Source organism: Rikenella microfusus DSM 15922 (assembly GCF_000427365.1).
Lineage (GTDB): Bacteria > Bacteroidota > Bacteroidia > Bacteroidales > Rikenellaceae > Rikenella > Rikenella microfusus.
On the sequence record NZ_ATXW01000001.1, the window covers coordinates 14,786 to 33,327 of the forward strand.

Consider the following 18,542-nt stretch of genomic DNA (forward strand, 5'->3'; position numbering starts at 1 on the left):
GCCCATGAAAATCCGCCCGATTCCCGTACCGTCCGACACGCTGATCGCCCGATACCTCCCGGCAGATTACGCCGACGCTTTCAGTTGCGACTGCCCGCTGCCCGAAACCATTACGCCGGACGATGTGCACCTTGCATTCTGGACGACGGCGCCGGACTGGGTCGAGACACTGACGAGACTGCGCGACCGGCTGGTACGTCCCCTCGGCCCGGCGGGCAGCGACCGGGAGGCACGTAAGTTATGGGTCCGGCAAAACGTCGTCGACCGATCCGCCACGGAAACCGTCATCGCCAAAGACGACAAGCGCCTGAGGTTCCTCTGTTCGGTACGGATCGACCGGACGGCGGGAAAAGAACCGCGAATCACGTTTTGCACGGTCGTGCACCTGCACAACCGGTCGGGAAAAATCTATTTCGCGCTGATCCGGCCGTTCCACGAACGGATCGTACCGGCAACCCTGAAAAACGCGCTCCGGCGGCTTCAGGAACCGAAACAGCCGTAAAGCACGGACCGGGCGGCAACCGTGCCCGTCCGCCCAAACACCGCGGAAATCAATTCGGAATCGGAAAACCGGCGATCACAACATCCGTACAATCTCGTCCCAAGCAGAGACCCGGATACAATCCGGCAAGGCGAGACCCGCATTATGCGGTTGGGTAAAGACGATTTTTTCACCGGGAAACGAACGGAGATTTTTGGGATGATCGTCGATCATGATATCGCCGCGCACGACATCCTTACGTCCGCAGAACACCATTTGCCTCCAGTCGATGAACGGGAAATGCTCGTTCAGCCAAAACGCTTTTTCGGAAAGGCTCTGCGGGAACTCGGTCGCCGACGACAGGATAACGACCTCGTATCTGCCGTTCAGGTATTCCAACCCCGCCACGCTTCCCGGCATCACCGGGGCGGTACGGAAAAATCCCGGCATCCGGACGTGCTTTTCATAAAACGGGAAAGCTTCCGGTTCAGAAAGCCCGAACGTCACGGCCGGATCCCGGCGGACACCCGTTTCCCGGAACTCGAAATCCAGGAACTGACGGTACACGTCGGCCAACACGCCGTCCATATCCACCAAAACCCGCTTCATACCTCCCTAAAATATCATACCGTCTTCTTACGTTTGATCCGCGGCAATTTCGGAAACAGTTTCCGGAACCGGACAAGATAACTTCCGATCCGCCCTCCGGCGATAATCAGGGTCACGGCCAGAACGATCAGCAGAATACCGCCCACGATCCGCGCGGTGAGAGGCTCACCGAATATCGTCACCCCGAAAAACACGGCCGTGAGCGGTTCGAGCGCCCCCAGAATGGCCGTGGGCGTCGAACCGATAAACTGCACGGCCTTGGTCGTGGAGACGAACGACACGGCGGTGGGCAGCACAGCCAAAGCGACCAGATTCCCCCAATGATACCAATGTCCGGGCAACAGCAACGAGCCGTCGATGCCGATACGCACGAGGAAAACGAACAACCCGAACAACAGGGCGTAGAAAGTCAGTTTGACCGTCGGAATATCCCGCAGCGACGGCCGGTTCACCCAGACCATGTAAATGGCGTAAGACAAAGCCGAAGCCATGACCAGAGCGACCCCGACGGGATCCAGCGTCTCGCCGCCGTCGCCCTGGTACAGCATGGCGATTCCCAGCAGGGCGAGCGCGATGCAGGCCGCTGTCAGGATCGTCACCTTTTCGCGGAAACAGATCGCCATGATCAGAGCCACCAGAATCGGATAGACGAACAACATCGTCGAAGCGATCCCCGCCGCCATATAGTTATAACTCAGGAACAACGTCAGCGACGAACAGGCCATCAGCACCCCGATGGCGGCCAGCGGGAACACCTCCCGTTTCCGTACCCGGAAGTCCCGCCCCCGCCATTTGATCATGCCGCCCAGAATCGCCAGGGCCAGCAGGTACCTGAAAAACAGCACCGAATCGGCGTTCATGCCGTCCGCATAGAGCGGCAGGGCGAAAAGCGGATTCATGCCGTATGTCGCGGCGGCCACCGCGCCGTATAGATAACCTTTCGTTTTATTGTTCATCGGTTCCCTTTTCCCGTGCGCAAAGATAAGCCTTGTCCAGCTAAAATCAGGCTCTCCGCACGGATTCCGCATGTTTTTTCAAAATTTCTTTACCATCCGCGGAGACCTCCCCGGAAAACGGCTTCCGTCCGCCGGCATCCGAAGCGGACAAATCCGACAAAACTGGGATATATATCATCAAATCACTGTTTTTCAATAATTTATATTTTTACTATTTTCAATATCAAGGCCGAGTTAATAAGTATAGATTATACACTACAAGTATTATATTTGCCGTTTAAAATGTAAATTCCGAATACGGATATGAAAAAAGAGTTGCGGATAAAAGGATATTTGCTTATTGTAATAAGCATCGCTGCGGTCCTGCTGTCCGGCTGCCGCAAATCGGACGATGTTTTCGGGCTGAAAGAGAACGGGTTCGTAGACTTCGTCTTCAGCCGGGAGGCTCCGCAAACGCGGGCGGACATCGGCGAAGACGGCAGCGGCTCATTTACCGACGGAGACCGGATCGGGCTCTACATTTACGGCGCCCCCTCACGGCATATCGTCCTGACGCGGCAGAACGGCACGTGGACGCCGCGGCTCAGAAAAAGCGATCTGGGCGAAGGGCTGGTAACCCTCAGTGCCTATTATCCGGCACGCGACGACATACAGGACGAAGTTACGGACAACAGGCACAAACATTCGGTATCGACCGACCAGCAGGCGGAAGGTTACGAGGCTTCGGACTTATTATGGTCGAACCGAACGATCAATACCGCAACGTTGATCGGCAGCCGTATCGAACTGCCGTTCAGCCACGGAATGCACCGCCTGAAAATCAACATCGCTTCCGAAAACGGCACGCTGCCGACCGACTTGTCAGTTAAAGTGTCGAACCGGACGGAGGGTTCTTTTTCGCTTTATACGGGAAAGCCCAACGATCCTTTCAGCAATCAGGAATGGGTCATCCCCCGTGCCGTAACCGAAAACTCAGGGCAGTTCGAGGCTATCCTGTTCCCTTCCAAATTAAACAACTATACCAACGGCTGGGTCGAAATCACTGCCAACGGTAAGACTTCGCTCTATAAGGCGCCGGCCGGGATCGGCGGTTCCGCATCGCTGGAAAGCGGCAAAGAAACGACCCTGAACCTGCGTCTGAAAACGGGCGGAGGAATCGATCCCGGACCGGAACCGGAACCGGAACCGGACGAACCGGATCCCGAATATGCCAATAAAACCTGCTGGGTGTACGGCATCAAAACGCCTGAAACCCCGGATTACCCCCGCGACAATGAAGAATCGGTTCCCGACGGCGGTTATATTCCGGAAAACTTCCCCTCCGGCATATGGTTCCACACTACGGACCGCGAATTTCTCAATTGGCAAAGCACGTACCGTTGGTACGACTGCGACAAAGACAATCCCGAAGTGGGAGCCAGCCGTCCGGGGTACAGCGATTGGAACATGTGCTGGGCGGCTTCGGCTTCGAACCTGCTGCACTGGTGGATGTACCATAACCGAAAATATATCGAGCTGTACGACCGACAGTATAATGCCAATCCCTGGCCGCGATATCCGCGGCCGTCGGCCGAGTTCTCGGACAAGAAGAAAAGCGAAATTTTCAATTTCTTCCGGGAGACCTGCCAGAATCGAGGATCATCATCGCATTTCGGAGTCAATTGGTTCATCAACGGCAATTCAGTGGGAATCGGCGCGCACAATATGGATGTGTACAATAACTTCGGCGGTTATTTCACCGAATTGTTTAAGAATAAAGATGTAGCTAAAAATTACAGACCGCTCAACAAATCCAACTTCAACAGCATTATCAAAGATGCGTTCGAACATAATCAGGCTTTGGGATTCGATATCGGTTACCCCTCCGGCGGAGCGCATGCCATGGTGATTTGGGGAGCCGAGTTCGACGAAAACGGATATATATCGGCCATTTATTACGTGGATAATAACGATTATTACAATTTCGCAGTGAGCGGAGGCAGTAACAATTACCAACATCACCGCCTGATCCGCCGCAAGGTCACTTATCGGGAAACAGACGTATATCTGGGGAACAGCCAGACAGTCATTAATTCATTGAATGTGATCGATCTGGGACTCGACGTATGGCGGGAGGCATTTCCGGCAGTACAGCCTGACGAAGAATAAGAACGGACAATTACGACAAACGAAAGGATATATATGAACAGGAAAACGCGCATTGCAGCTTTGCTCGCAGCAGCCGGCCTGGCGCCGCTGCTGACGGCATGCGAAGGAACGACCCAAAACGGAAAAGGACCGACCGAAATCAATATCGCCACATCTATCGACGCACTCGCGAAAGCGCCGCAACTGGACCAGAACGGGGCGGGAAATTTCGCGCCCGGAGACCGGTTCGCGCTGAATATCGCCGCCGACGGGTTCGAATCCGTACTGAAAGACTATACCGTAGGTTCTACCGAACTGTTCTGGGAGGATCTCGGGCTGCCCGATGCAGCCGGGACGGTGAACTTCTCCGGATGCTATCCCTGGCCCGAAACGGTACGGGAGGGCGCATTCACATTTACCGCGCCTTCGACCGCGGACAAGGATCTCTTGCTGGCAAAAGCGGTACGGACGGACAAAGGGTCCGTAAAACCGGTGAAACTCGCCTTCTCACATGCGCTGCACAAACTGGCGGTACGGTACGTGTCGGACGGTTCCTATTCGGACGAAGAGCTGGCCGGAGTGGTCACTTCCCTGAGGGCTTTGTCCTCCTGCACGGTGGATCTGGAAAAAGGAGAGGTACTGGAAGGAACGCAGACGGCGGAGGCCGAAACGGACGAGGTATCCGGAAAGGAGGTCGCTTTCCTGCTGGTGCCACAACCCAAGGACGGAGTGGTGCTCAACGTCCGCTTCAAGGGTATCGACAAAACGTTCCTGCTGCCGGCCGCAACGACGGAGGGAATACCGCTGACCCGTCTGGAAGGGGGAAAAACGCTGACGGTCGAACTGACGGTCGCCAAAGACGGGATCAGAATCGACGCTTCACAAATCGGGGGATGGAATTCCCAGGGAAATATCGACGGCGAAATTATCATCTGACAACACTCGCCTCAAACCGAAAAGAGCCGGCGCGCACCCGGCTCTGGCTATGCTGAATACGGAGGGCAATGGGCGGCATCAGGATCTTTCCTGACGGACGGCAGGCACCGTATGTTCCGGCACGTAGAACGCCCGGGGCGGCGGAACCCGTTTCCGCGGTTTGGGCCGGTGCCGTTCATGCGGCGGCAGTGGAGGAGGGGCCTCCCTCCTGTGCGGCGGGCGGTGCCGGGGACCGTGCGGCCGATGTACGACGCAGGAAGACAGAAGCATTCCCGACAAAATAACACCCAATAACAAGAATCGTCGGATTTTCATGAGCTGTGCGACATCTAAAACGGTATCCATATTACGACTTTACCTTGATTTCATACGTACTCCGACTCACGGATAATTGCGGACTGCATGTCCCCGTTCGTGGAAAGTCCCGGCCACACTGTCCCGAGCGGTACCGCAGGGTCGGCGGGGGAGATCGTTTCCGATTTCGGTAGAATCATATACTTACCATAAAACTTGGATAAATATAATGAATTTATCCGAAAACGGAGGCAGATTTTACGACCGGTTGCAGGTAGGTCGATGGACGATTCGGCGGATGAGCACGACCGACCATTACCGAAGCGCGGACATCCCCGCCTCTATTTTTAACGAATCCGAGGTTATCTGTAAAAAATTGACAATATTTGCCGAAGCAATTATCAACCCAAACAAATGCAGCAGACAAAAGACGTAGTTATCCGATTCTCAGGCGATTCGGGTGACGGCATGCAACTGACGGGGACGCTTTTCAGCGACACTTCGGCCCTGGGGGGCAACAGCATTGCGACGTTCCCCGATTTTCCGGCCGAAATCCGCGCCCCACAGGGTACCCTGGCCGGAGTTTCCGGATTCCAGGTACATATCGGCAGCGAAAAAGTGCTTACTTCCGGCGATTACTGCGACCTGCTCGTAACGATGAACCCGGTGGCCCTGCGCGCCAACCGCAAATGGCTCAAAAAAGGGGCCACGGTCATCGTGGACGCCGACAGTTTCACGGAAGCCGCCGTGAAAAGAGCCGGTTTCGAAACGCTCGATCCTTTCGCCGAACTCGGGATCTCGGACTACAACATCATACGCGCCCCGATCTCGTCCATGACCAAAGACGCGCTGGCCGAAACGGGACTCGACATGAAAGCGGCGAACAAATGCAAAAACATGTTCGCGTTGGGCATCTGTTTCTGCCTTTACGACATGCCGTTGGATCATACCGAAAGCTACCTCCGGAGAAAATTCGCAAAAAAAGCCGCCGTAGCCGAAGCGAATATCCTCGCGCTGAAAGCGGGATACAATTACGCCTCCAACACCCATATTTTCACGACGACTTACCAGGTGCCGCCCGCCAAACTGCCGAAAGGTACCTACCGGACCATCTCCGGCAACGTGGCCACGGCATGGGGGCTGATGGCGGCGTCCGAGAAATCGGGGCGGCCGCTTTTCTGCGGTTCGTACCCGATCACGCCGGCAACAGCCATCCTCGAAGAATTGGCCAAACGGAAAGACCTTGGAGTGAAGACTTTGCAGGTCGAAGACGAAATCGCAGGCATCTGTACGGCAATCGGCGCCTCGTTCGCCGGCAACATGGGGGTAACGACCACTTCCGGCCCCGGCCTGTCGCTGAAAAGCGAAGCGTTGGGATTGGCCGTCATGACCGAACTGCCGTTAGTCGTGGTCGATGTGCAGCGGGGCGGCCCTTCGACCGGCCTGCCGACCAAAACGGAACAGGCCGACCTCTATCAGGCCCTGTGGGGACGCAACGGCGAATGCCCGCTGGTGGTGATGGCAGCATGCACGCCTTCGGGCTGTTTCGATGCGGCGTTCCGGGCGGCCAAAATCGCCATGGAGCACATGACGCCCGTTATCCTGCTCTCCGACGGCTATATCGCGAACGGTTCGGAGGCATGGAAAATCCCGTCGATGAGCCAATATCCCGAAATCCACCCTCCGGTAGTGACCGAAGTCCCGGACGGCGGATTCATGCCTTATAAGCGCGATGCGGAACGGCTGGCACGCAGTTGGGCACTGCCCGGTTCGCCCGGGTGCGAACACCGGCTGGGCGGTCTCGAAAAACTGGACGTCAAGGGGAGCCTCTCGCACGATCCGCTGAACCACCAGCGGATGGTCGATCTGCGGGCGGAAAAAGTCGCCCGCGTGGCCGAGTTCATTCCCGAGCAGGAAGTTTACGGCGATAAAAGCGGCGACCTGCTGGTCGTCGGGTGGGGCGGTACCTACGGGCAGTTGCGCACGGCCGTGGACATGCTGCGGGCCGACGGCAAAAGCGTTTCGCACTGCCATTTCAGCCACATCAACCCGCTGCCCAAAGGGGTGGAAAAGATCTTTTCGAAATTCGGGAAGATCGTCGTCTGCGAGCTTAATATGGGGCAGTTCGCCGACTACCTGCGGACGAAGTTCCAGCAATTCACCTATCTGCAACATAACAAAGTCCAGGGGTTGCCGTTCACGGTAGTCGAGCTGACCGACCATTTCCGCGCCCTGTTGGAAGACAAAAAATAGAGAGACCGCTATGATACGATATACGCCCAAGGATTTCAAAAGCGACCAGGAGGTCAAGTGGTGCCCCGGGTGCGGCAACCATTTTATTCTGAACGCCGTCACGAAGGCCCTCCCCGAAGTGGCCGAGGCGCTCAATTACCAACATCAGCGCTTCACGTTCGTATCGGGTATCGGCTGTTCGTCGCGTTTCCCGTATTACGTGCACACTTACGGTTTCCACGGTATCCACGGCCGCGCGGCGGCTATCGCCACAGGGGTCAAGGTGGCCAATCCGACCCTGTCGGTGTGGGAAGTGACGGGTGACGGCGATGCGCTGGCGATCGGCGGCAACCATTTCATCCATGCGATACGCCGGAACATCGATATCAATATCATGCTGTTCAACAATCAGATTTACGGTCTGACGAAAGGGCAGTATTCGCCGACCTCGCCGCTCGGCAAGGTGACCAAGACGTCGCCGTACGGAACGGTGGAGCATCCGTTCTCGCCGGGCGAAATCGTACTCGGCGCGCGCGGGACATTTTTCGCCCGGACGATCGACGTGGACGTGAACCTGACGAAGGACTGTCTGGTCGCCGCGGCTAAGAACGACGGGGCTTCGGTCGTGGAGATTCTCCAAAATTGCGTCATCTTCAACGATAAGGCTTACGAGTACTTCCTGAACAAGGAGGTACGCGAAGACATGACGATCGTCCTGAAACACGGCGAGCCGATGATTTTCGGCAAGAATCGGGACAAGGGGCTAATTCTGGACGGACTGAAACTGAAAGTCGTCAAGATCGGGGAAAACGGCATCACGCGGGCGGATATCCTGGTACACGACGCGACGGAGCCTAATCCCGGAATCCATATGATGCTGGTCAATATGAAAGCTCCGGAAATGCCGGTGGCTCTCGGCGTGATCCGGGCGGTCAAAGACCATACTTACGACGATCAGGTGCGCGATCAGTTGATCGAAGTGCGTATGCGGGCCAAGATTTTCAATATGGATCAACTGCTGCACAGCGGGGAAACGTGGGAAGTCAAATAGTTAGACAGGGATTGACGATGCGGTGCAGGTTAAGCGCAAAACCGTGTTTTCCGGATAATAGACGGGGGCGGAAATCCGCCCCCGTTCTTTATAAAACCGATTACACCTCTTGATGGGCGACCGTTTCTCCCTCTTATCGATCCGGCGGTGCGCCGGGCACTCCGGTCGGGAGTTTCTCTGAGGGGGAAAGGAGCGAAGGCGGGATTGCATACATGGCAAATCAGCCGTGCATATAAAATAGGATAAAGTCGCATATACTGGATTCCGAACAAAAAACAGTCCGTAATTACAGGACGGTATGACGAAAAAACAGGGGAATGAAAGGTTACTTTCATCCCCCTGCGCGTTTAATCGAGAATTATGATTAGCGTTTACCGCCGCGTTGTTGCTGCTGCTGTTTCCGCAGCGCTTCCTGCTGGCGTTGCATCTCTTCGAGGCGCATTTGCCATTTCGATTTCTTGACCGGCTTTTTGGTGTTTTCCACCATCTGGGCATGCAGCTTCTTGTCGTCCACCATATACCGGAACGCGAAAGTCTGTCCCATCGTAATGATGTTGGCCAGCAAATAATAGTAGCAAAGACCGGCCGAATAGTTATTGAACCAGACGAGCAGCAATACCGGCATCAGATAGAGCATCATGAACTTCATGCCCGGCATCTGCTGGCTGCTCATGCCCGCCGACTGCGCATAGTTGATTTTGGAAACGATGAACAGCGATACGGCCATCAGCAAGGCGAAAAGGCTCACATGGTCGCCGTAGAACGGGATGCTGAATCCGTCGGGGAAAGTCCAGATACTGTCGTACGACGAGAGGTCGTCGGCCCACAGGAACGATTTTCCGCGAAGCTCGATCGAAGCCGGGAAGAACCGGAACATGGCGATCAGGATCGGAAACTGGATCAGGAGCGGCAGACATCCGCCCATCGGATTGACTCCGGCGGCCTTGTAGAGCTGCATCATCGCCTGCTGCTTCTTCATCGCATCCTCTTTCTTCGGATATTTCTCGTTGAGTTTGTCGATATCCGGTTTCAGGAGCCGCATTTTGGCCGTCGAGAGGTACGATTTGTAGGTCAGCGGGAAGATCAACAACTTGATAAGCACCGTCAGGATCAGGATAACGATACCGAAGCTGGCGATATAACTGCCCAGGAAATCGAATACCGGAATCACGACGTAGCGGTTGATCCAGCCGATGATCCACCAGCCCAGCGGCACCAGTTTCTGGAATTCCAGATCGCCGTATTTCTTCAGTACGGAGAACTTGTTCGGCCCGAAATAGAATTGCAGGTCGTAGCTTTCCGTCGCGGGAGAGTAGGGCAGCGTCAGCAATGCCGAAAAATCCTTGATGTTCGAATCCGTCGGCTTGAAAGTGTTGAATTTCAGATCGGCTGCCGAGAAGTTGTCCTTCGCCACGAGGATCGAAGAGAAGAATTGCTGTTTGAATGCCACCCACTGCACTTTGGTCGTAATGTCCTCCTCTTTGGTTCCGGTGGACATGCCGAGTTCCTCGATGGATGTTTCGCCGGGGTATTTATAGGCGATCGTAGTGTAATTGTTCTCGTTGTCGAACCCTTTTTCCTGTTGCGGCGAGATCATGCTCCACGCGAGGGTTACGTCCGGCTGGTTCGGAACGATCTTGCCCCTGAAATGGGACAGATCGACTTTCATATCCATCAGGTAGTTGTCCGGCCGGACGGTGTAAAGGTACTCCAGGTACGAAGCCGAATCGGCATAGAGGCGGAACGCGATGGAGGTGTCGGAGATCATCCGCGGCGAGAAATAAAAATCGGCCGTATTGATCTGCTCCGGTGCGAAGAGGTTCAGATTGAACCGTCCGCCCTGCATCGTCCGGCCTTCGATCCCGTGCGTCTCGTTCTGGAAAAGCATTAACGGCGAGCCGTCGTATTTTTTATAGTCTTTCAGTTCTACGGCGGCGATTCGACCTCCCTTATTCGAAAAAGTGAGGATAAAGAGGTCGTTTTCGAGCGTATAGAACTTCTCTTCGCCTCTGAGCTGGGAGTCGTAAACCGATCCGAGAACCGAGGGAGCCGGTTCCGTGCCGGTCAGTGCCGCACTGTCGGGGGACAGCTGGCCCTGAGCGAGCGCTTCGCCGCCCGGCAAAGCCGCCGGTTTCGGTGCGCGGGCCATGGCGATCGAATCCTGTCGCTGCTGCTGTTGGAGTCTTTCCGTATATTGCTTGTTGTTGTACCAGCTGAACCCGAACAGGATCACGCCGATCACCAACAAACCGATGAGTGTGTTTTTATTCATCTATGACAATCTATTTCTGCTTGGTTTCCTGATAATTGATGGCCGCTTTCACGAAATCGACGAAAAGCGGATGCGGATTGACGACCGTACTCTTGTACTCCGGGTGGTACTGTACGCCGACGAACCACGGATGGCCCTGTACTTCGACGACTTCCACCAGGTTGGTATCGGGATTGATCCCGGTGGCGATCATGCCGGCCGCTTCCAGAGCGTCTTTGTACTTGTTGTTGAATTCGTACCGGTGGCGGTGGCGTTCGCTGATATTCGCCTTGCCGTAGGCCCGGTAGGCGTGCGATCCTTCGGCCAGCGTACAGGGATAGGCCCCCAGCCGCATCGTTCCGCCCTTTTCGGTGATGCCTTTCTGCTCTTCCATCAGGTCGATCACCGGGTCGGGGGTGGCTCCCGTCTCGGTCGAGTTGGCCTCGGCCAGCCCCAGGACGTTCCGTGCGAATTCGATCACGCTGCATTGCATGCCGAGGCAGATTCCCAGAAACGGAACCAGATTTTCGCGTGCATAACGCACGGCCACGATTTTGCCTTCCAGCCCGCGATGGCCGAATCCCGGCGCAACCAGAATGCCGCTCATCTCGCCGAGGACGGCCGCTACGTTCCCTTCGGTGATTTTTTCCGAATTCACGTACTGCAACCTCACTTTTACGTGATTGGTCGCGCCGGCATGTACGAACGCTTCGCTGATCGATTTATAGGCGTCCGGCAGTTCGGTATATTTTCCGACCAGGGCGATTTTCACTTCGCCTTTGTCGGGATGTTTGACCCGGTCCACGAAATCGCGCCACTTTTCGAGGTCGATCGGACGCTCCGTGTCCAGCCCCAGTTTCCGCAGGGCCACGATATCCAGTTTCTGGTCGAGCATCATCAGAGGCACTTCGTAGATGGTCGGCACGTCGAGCGAGGCGACCACGGCGTCCGGTTCCACGTTGCAGAACAGGGCCACTTTGCGTTTGACCTCTTCCGTCAGCGGCATTTCCGAACGCAGCACCAGAACATCCGGTTGCAAACCGTTTTCCTGCAAGGCTTTCACCGAATGCTGGGTGGGTTTGGTCTTCAGTTCGCCGCTGGCCCGCATGTACGGAATCAGCGTCAGGTGCACCACCAGCGTATTGCGGAATCCCAATTCATAACGGAGCTGGCGCACTGACTCGATATAGGGCAGCGACTCGATATCGCCGACCGTACCGCCGATTTCGGTGATGACCACGTCGTATTTGTGTTTGGTCCCCAACAGCTGGATGCGCCGTTTGATCTCGTCCGTAATATGCGGGATCACCTGTACGGTCTTGCCCAGAAACTCCCCGCGCCGTTCCTTGTTGATGACGCTCTGGTAGATGCGCCCGGTGGTCACGTTGTTGGCCTGCGAGGTGGGCCGCCCCAGGAAACGTTCGTAGTGCCCCAGGTCGAGATCGGTTTCCGCCCCGTCTTCGGTCACGTAACATTCGCCGTGCTCGTAGGGGTTCAGCGTCCCCGGGTCGATGTTGATATACGGGTCGAGCTTTTGTATCGTCACCGAATAACCCCTGGACTGCAACAACTTGGCCAGGGATGCGGCGATGATCCCCTTACCGAGCGAAGAGGCGACGCCGCCGGTCACGAAAATGTATTTGGTCTGTGATTTCATATGGTTTGGTTACTCCTTTTCCGTCGTATTGGTTGCCGCGTTTTCTTGGTCCGGAACTTCCGTCGCCGGGGCGGATTCCGCTTTCGGCGCCGTTCCCGCCTCGGTTTCCGGAGCGGGAGCGGGTTCCGGATGGTCGATCATCCGGATCTTTTCCATCATCGTGGCGATCTGCTCTTTAGCCCGGGCGATTTTGTTCTGCACTTCTCGCATCAGGGCTTCGGCGTTTTTCGATTTGGCGAAGAAACCGATGTTGTTCTCCCAAATCTGGATGTCGCCTTCGATCTGGCGGATCTTGTTGTACAGCCGGTCGCGCTCCTGGTTCAGCCTCCGGCTGCCGCTCTCCTGTATCTTGGATACTTTATCCCTGAAATTGCGGATATGGCGTTCGCGTTCTTCGCCTCGGAGCTGTTCGAAAAGACCGTCCACGATTTTGCGATATTCGGACTGTACGGCCTCTTTTTTCCGGATCGGAACGAAACCGATTTCGGCCCATCTGCGCTGGTAGTCTTTGATGGTGTCGAAGGTGATGTCCACCTTCTCGTGCAGACGGCGGCGCATCTCTTCGAGCATCTCCTGCTTGCGGGCCAGATTTTCGGCATACTGCGAGTCCTGGTTCCCGAAATGTTCCGCCTTGCGGGCGAAAAATTTATCGCTCGCCGCACGGAAACGCTTCCAGACCTGTTCGGAATGTTTGCGGGAAGTCGCTCCGATCTCTTTCCACTTTTTCTGCAAGGCGATCAGAGCGTCGGTCGTCGCCTTCCAATCTTCGCTGTCCTGCAACGCTTCGGCCTGCACGCAAAGATCCAGCTTCGCCTGCAGGTTATCGGCGATTTCGGCCTTCATCCCCTGGTAAAAAGTCCGTTTGGCTTCGAAAAATTTGTCGCAGGCCGTCCGGAAACGTTCGTATATTTTCGTATTATCCTTTTTCGGGGCGAAACCGATGGTTTTCCAAACTTTCTGGATTTCGATGATCTGTTCCGAAGCCGCGTTCCACTCCTTATGCGAAGTGAACGCCGATCCGGCCAGCTCTTCGACCTTTTCGCACAATTCGGTCTTCAGGGCCAGGTTCTGTTTCTGTTCGGCCTTGATCCCTTCGAAATACTCCTGATGGCGTTTGTTGATCTGCGTGCTGGCCGCTTTGAAACGTTCCCAGAGGGCGTCTTTGAACTCCGGCGCCACGGGACCGACTTCGCGCCACTCCTCGTGCAGTTTCTGGAGCTTGTGGAACGCATCGGTGGCCGACGGGTCGAGCATCAGGGCTTCCGCCTCCTCGGCCAGAGCGGTCTTCGCCTCGTAGTTTTTCCTGAGGTCGAGATCGCGCAGTTCCTTGTTGATTTTTATGTAGTTATAGAAATTTTCGACATGATGGTGGTAGGTCTCCCACAGATCCTTGATCTTATCCTGCGGCACGATCCCGGCATCTTTCCAGCGTTGCTGCAATTCCCGGAACGTATTGAACGTCTGGCCCAGCGTTTCGTTGCCGTTCACCAGTTCTTTCAGCTCTTCGATGATTCGGAGCTTGGCCGCATACGCCCGTTCCTTTTCCTGTTCGGCGTGGTTCGTAAAAGCGTCCCGCTTTTCGCGATACCGTACCAGCAGCTCTTTGAAACGGGCCTCGTTGTCGTTTTCGGCCGGCTTGAATGCCTCCGGATCGCCGCCGCCGGCAATGAACTCCGCCCGTTGGGTTTCGATCTCCGCACGGCCGGCTTTGTAAAATGCAATTTTCACCGCTTCCACATCGCCGCGCAAATTCTGTACCGGACGTTCTTCCAGCATTTTCGCCAGCAGGTCGATCAGTTCCGGCTGGGTCTTGTCGGCATAGGGATTGGCGGCCGGAGCGGCGCTCTCCGTTTCGGCCTCGTTTTCCGGGACCTCTGCGGACAGGGTGGTCTCCTGCGTAGTTTCGACAGCCTCGTTTGCCGTAGCGGGAGCGGCGGCAGTCGCCTCTTCCTGTTCCACGGCCGCGGCTTCGAACTGCTCTTGCTGCGTTTCGGGCGCCTGAGCAGAAGTTAAACCTTGACTTTCCATGTTTGTTCAGGTTATTTGGGGTAACACAATCAAAGATGCCCGGTTTTCCGAAGAATCCTGATCGACAGCCCTCCGGAAAACCGGGCATCAAAACTTTCCTACAAAATTAGGAAGATTTTTCGCCATTCTCAAATTTTTTCGCACCCCGGCGGGTAGCCTTCGCCCGGCCCGTTTCCTCCTTATCCAGAATGGGTTTCAGAAACCGGCCCGTATAGCTTTCGGGGCAGTCGGCGACCTGCCGGGGCGTCCCCTGGGCGACGAGCCGGCCACCGGCTCCACCCCCTTCGGGGCCGATGTCGATCAGGTGGTCGGCCACTTTGATCACGTCGAGGTTGTGTTCGATCACGATCACCGTGTTTCCCTTATCGACCAGTTTGTTCAATACGCCGAGCAGCACGCGGATGTCTTCGAAATGGAGTCCCGTAGTCGGTTCGTCCAGGATGTAAAGCGTACTGCCCGTATCCTTGCGCGAGAGTTCCGCCGAGAGCTTGATCCGCTGGCTTTCCCCGCCCGACAGGGTGGTGCAGGGCTGTCCCAGGCGCAGATAACCCAACCCGACGTCCTGAATGGCTTTGAGTTTCTGGTGGATCGTCGGCACGTGCTCGAAGAACTCGACCGCCTGATTGACCGTCATGTTCAGCACGTCGTCGATATTTTTTCCTTTGTATTTCACTTGCAGCGTCTCGCGGTTGTACCGGTGCCCGTTGCAGGCTTTGCAGGTCACATAAACGTCCGGCAGGAAGTTCATTTCGATGGTCTGCACCCCGGCGCCCCGGCACTCTTCGCACCGGCCGCCCTTTACGTTGAACGAGAACCGCCCCGCCTTGTATCCCCGAATCTGGGCGTCAGGCGTCGCTTCGAACAGTTTGCGGATGTCGCCGAACACGTTGGAGTAGGTCGCCGGATTGCTCCGCGGACTGCGTCCGATGGGCGACTGGTCCACGATCACCAGTTTGTCGATGTTTTCGATGCCTTCGATTTTATCATACGGCAGCGGTTGGTCGTATGACCGGTACAGCTCGCGCGAAACCGCCGGGCGCAGGGTTTGATTGACGAGCGTCGATTTCCCGCTGCCGCTCACGCCGGTCACCACGATGAATTTCCCCAACGGGAATTTCACCGTAATATCTTTCAGGTTATTTCCCTTCGCTCCCTTGACGGTCAGGTATTTCCCATTGCCCTTGCGTAACCGGGCGGGAATCTCGATCGCCCGGCGCCCGGTCAGGTAGTCGGTCGTAAACGTGCTGGTTTTCAGAACATCCGACAAGGTACCCGCCGCAGAAATCTCACCCCCTTTGCGGCCCGCCGCAGGTCCCACGTCCACGATCCAGTCGGCCGATTCGATCATCTCCTGGTCGTGCTCCACCACGATCACGCTGTTCCCCGCATCGCGCAGCTGCCTCAGGGAGTTGATCAGCTTGATGTTGTCGCGCTGATGCAGGCCGATGCTCGGCTCGTCCAGAATGTAAAGTACATTCACCAGTTTCGAGCCGATCTGCGTAGCCAAGCGTATCCGCTGGCTCTCCCCGCCGCTGAGCGTGCGCGACGAACGCGACAGGGAGAGGTATCCCAGTCCGACGTCCGTCAGGAACCGCAGCCGTTCGCGGATCTCTTTGAGGATGTCCCGCGCAATGGCCTGTTGCTTCTTTGTGAGCCGTTTTTCGATGTCCCGGAACCACTCCGTCAGCTCTTCGATGCTCATAGCCGACAACTCGGCGATATTCTTACCGTCGATCCTGAAATAGAGCGAATCCTCTTTGAGCCGTGTCCCGTGGCATACGGAACAGGGGCGCCGTTCCACATACTGCTCTTTCCATTTCGCCCCTTTGTCGCCCTCTTCGGCCTGCGCTTCCAGGTAGGCGATCACCCCTTCCCAGGCCGTCATGTAACTGTTTCCCGCGCCCGATTGCGCTTTGATGCGCAGCGGGGCAGCGTCGCCGTAGAGCAGGGCGTTCATCGCCTCCTCGTCCAGCTCGTCCAGCGGCGTGTCGAACGTGAAATCGTACCGGTTCGCCAATGCGGCGATCTTGTTGAACACCATGTTGGTTTTGGGCTTTCCCAACGGTTGTATCCCCCCGCGGGCGATGGATTTGGAACCGTCCGGGATGATGCGCGAAATGTCGAAGACGGTCTCCTCGCCCAGCCCGTTGCAATGCGGACAGGCCCCTTGCGGGGAGTTGAACGAAAAAGTGTGGGGAGCCGGTTCGTTATAAGAGATGCCGGTAGTCGGGCACATCAGGTTGCGGCTGTAGAACCGCGCCTCGCCCGTCTCGTAATCGGCCACCATCATCGTACCTTTTCCCTGGCGCATCGCCTCTTCGAGGCTTTTTTTGATCCGTGCTTCCGCTTCCGGTTCGGCGACCATCCGGTCGATCACCAGCTCGATATGGTGTATCTTATACCTGTCGAGCTGCATGCCCGACCGCAGTTCGACGATTTCGCCGTCCACCCGGGCATAGAGATACCCCTTTTTGATCATCGTGGCGAACAGTTCGCGGTAATGGCCTTTGCGGCCCTTGACGACCGGCGCCAGCAGAGCGATCCGGCGACCACGGAACCGCTCGACGATCAGTTCGGCGATCTTCTGGTCGCTGTAATGCACCATCTCCTCGCCCGTAGCCTTGGAATAGGCGGTCGAGGCCCGTGCGAACAGCAGGCGCATGAAGTCGTTGATCTCCGTAACGGTTCCCACCGTCGAACGGGGATTGCGCCCGGTGGTTTTCTGCTCGATGGCGATCACGGGGCTGAGTCCCGTGATTTTGTCCACGTCGGGACGTTCCAGCGTCCCGAAAAACTGTCGGGCGTAAGCACTCAGCGTCTCCAGATACCGACGCTGCCCCTCGGCGTAGATCGTATCGAAAGCGAGCGACGATTTCCCGGAACCCGATAAACCCGTAATGACGGTCAGTTTGTCGCGCGGAATCGTAACGTCCACGTTTTTGAGGTTGTGCACCCGCGCCCCTTCGACGATGATCTTGTCGTTCTTATTTCCCATTTTCCCTGAATCCTTCCGTCGGCACCGTCACCGTATAGGTCGTGCCCCCCTTGTTGGCGTACTCGTAACTCCGTATCCACGGGTTGAGTATGCGCAGCACTTTGTAATTGGTCCCGTGTTCGGCCGCGAATGCCGACCAGTCTATATCCTGCCCGCTGACGGTTACTTGTCTGTAATTTTCGAATGCCGGCAGATAATCCCGCTTTCGCAGGTAAAAACCGTATTTCTGCGGATGTTCCGTCAATAATTTGAAAGAGAGGATACGGTATACGTACCGCATCGTCTCTTCGGGCAGGAACAAATCGTAATAGGATTTCACGTCCTGTATGCCCATCCGCCTGCTTACGCCCGCCAGTCCGGCATTGTACGAAGCGGCCGCCAGCGTCCAGCTTCCGTACCGTTCGTAAGCGTTCCGCAGGTATTTGCAGGCCGCCTCGGTCGCGATCTCGACGTTGAACCGCAAATCCACGTTGCGTCCCGTTTCGACGCCGTAGTCTTTGGCCGCCGACGGCATAATCTGCCACAGGCCCGACGCGCCGGCCGGCGATACGGTGTTCGGGTCCAGTCCGCTCTCGGCCATGCAGAGGTACTTGAAATCCTCCGGAATGCCGTATTTTTTCAGAATCGGTTCGATCACCGGAAAATAACGGGTCGTCAGCCGCAGAGTACGCAACGTCCGCGAGTGCATGAACATCGTTACGGTCATCTCGCGCTCCAACGCCTCGCGTACCTCGGCATATTGCAGCGGCACCTTTTCGCCGGCGAAATCCAGCTCTTTCGGCAGGTTCGGGATAAAAACCGGAGACGCCTCCTCCGGGATGTCGGCCACCGCCGCCGGGGCCGGCCGGCTTCCCTGCTGCGCGCAGGCTGTCGTAACGCTTCCGGCCGCCCATGCGACGGAAATCAACAAAACGATCTTTTTCAT

At 56.3% G+C, this 18,542-nt stretch carries 12 protein-coding genes; 5 read left to right on the top strand and 7 right to left on the bottom strand.

Annotation, left to right across the window (positions count from 1 at the left end; genetic code table 11):
• Positions 1-4: 4 nt before the first annotated feature.
• Entirely contained in the window at positions 5-502 is a 498-nt protein-coding gene (locus RIKMI_RS0100070) for a DUF2867 domain-containing protein (RefSeq protein WP_027289963.1), read from the top strand.
• 75 nt (positions 503-577) lie between these two features.
• Here the strand turns inward: RIKMI_RS0100070 and RIKMI_RS0100075 are convergent, their stop codons facing one another.
• Together RIKMI_RS0100075 and RIKMI_RS0100080 are read right to left on the bottom strand one after the other, a co-directional pair.
• A complete protein-coding gene (locus RIKMI_RS0100075; RefSeq protein WP_027289964.1) occupies positions 578-1,090 on the bottom strand; it encodes a 5' nucleotidase, NT5C type in 513 nt (170 codons plus the stop codon).
• Between the two features lie 14 nt (positions 1,091-1,104).
• Positions 1,105-2,046: a DMT family transporter gene (locus RIKMI_RS0100080; RefSeq protein ID WP_027289965.1), complete on the bottom strand. Its 942-nt coding sequence runs from the start codon at positions 2,044-2,046 to the stop codon at positions 1,105-1,107.
• A 303-nt stretch (positions 2,047-2,349) separates the two neighbouring features.
• Between RIKMI_RS0100080 and RIKMI_RS0100085 the strand changes: the two genes are divergently transcribed.
• From RIKMI_RS0100085 to RIKMI_RS0100100, 4 genes are all read left to right on the top strand, one after another.
• Positions 2,350-4,194, top strand: coding sequence for a fimbrillin family protein (locus RIKMI_RS0100085; RefSeq protein WP_037291171.1), 1,845 nt, complete (start codon positions 2,350-2,352; stop codon positions 4,192-4,194).
• A gap of 33 nt (positions 4,195-4,227) precedes the next feature.
• Positions 4,228-5,109, top strand: coding sequence for a fimbrillin family protein (locus RIKMI_RS0100090; RefSeq protein WP_037291174.1), 882 nt, complete (start codon positions 4,228-4,230; stop codon positions 5,107-5,109).
• Positions 5,110-5,817: 708 nt separating this feature from the next.
• Positions 5,818-7,656 carry a 2-oxoacid:acceptor oxidoreductase subunit alpha gene (locus RIKMI_RS0100095; RefSeq protein WP_027289968.1) on the top strand — a complete coding sequence of 613 codons (1,839 nt, stop codon included), beginning with the start codon at positions 5,818-5,820 and terminating at the stop codon, positions 7,654-7,656.
• Positions 7,657-7,666: 10 nt separating this feature from the next.
• Positions 7,667-8,686 (top strand): 2-oxoacid:ferredoxin oxidoreductase subunit beta, encoded by a 1,020-nt coding sequence (locus RIKMI_RS0100100; RefSeq protein ID WP_027289969.1) that lies wholly within the window; start codon positions 7,667-7,669, stop codon positions 8,684-8,686.
• Positions 8,687-9,050: 364 nt separating this feature from the next.
• Here RIKMI_RS0100100 and yidC read toward each other — a convergent pair whose 3' ends face one another.
• The 5 genes from yidC to RIKMI_RS0100125 all read right to left on the bottom strand — a co-directional run bounded on the left by yidC (position 9,051) and on the right by RIKMI_RS0100125 (position 18,542).
• Complete coding sequence (gene yidC, locus RIKMI_RS0100105) at positions 9,051-10,958, bottom strand: membrane protein insertase YidC (protein ID WP_027289970.1); 1,908 nt, start codon at positions 10,956-10,958, stop codon at positions 9,051-9,053.
• 10 nt (positions 10,959-10,968) lie between these two features.
• The gene (locus tag RIKMI_RS0100110; RefSeq protein WP_027289971.1) at positions 10,969-12,594 is read right to left on the bottom strand and encodes a CTP synthase; all 1,626 of its coding nucleotides are present in this window, start codon (positions 12,592-12,594) and stop codon (positions 10,969-10,971) included.
• Between the two features lie 9 nt (positions 12,595-12,603).
• On the bottom strand, positions 12,604-14,622 hold the full coding sequence (locus tag RIKMI_RS12370; RefSeq protein WP_051214147.1) for a DUF349 domain-containing protein: 2,019 nt from the start codon (positions 14,620-14,622) through the stop codon (positions 12,604-12,606).
• 106 nt (positions 14,623-14,728) lie between these two features.
• Entirely contained in the window at positions 14,729-17,617 is a 2,889-nt protein-coding gene (gene uvrA, locus RIKMI_RS12375; protein WP_084135108.1) for an excinuclease ABC subunit UvrA, read from the bottom strand.
• Positions 17,607-18,542 carry a lytic transglycosylase domain-containing protein gene (locus RIKMI_RS0100125; protein WP_027289972.1) on the bottom strand — a complete coding sequence of 312 codons (936 nt, stop codon included), beginning with the start codon at positions 18,540-18,542 and terminating at the stop codon, positions 17,607-17,609. The genes uvrA and RIKMI_RS0100125 overlap by 11 nt, the downstream gene beginning before the upstream one ends.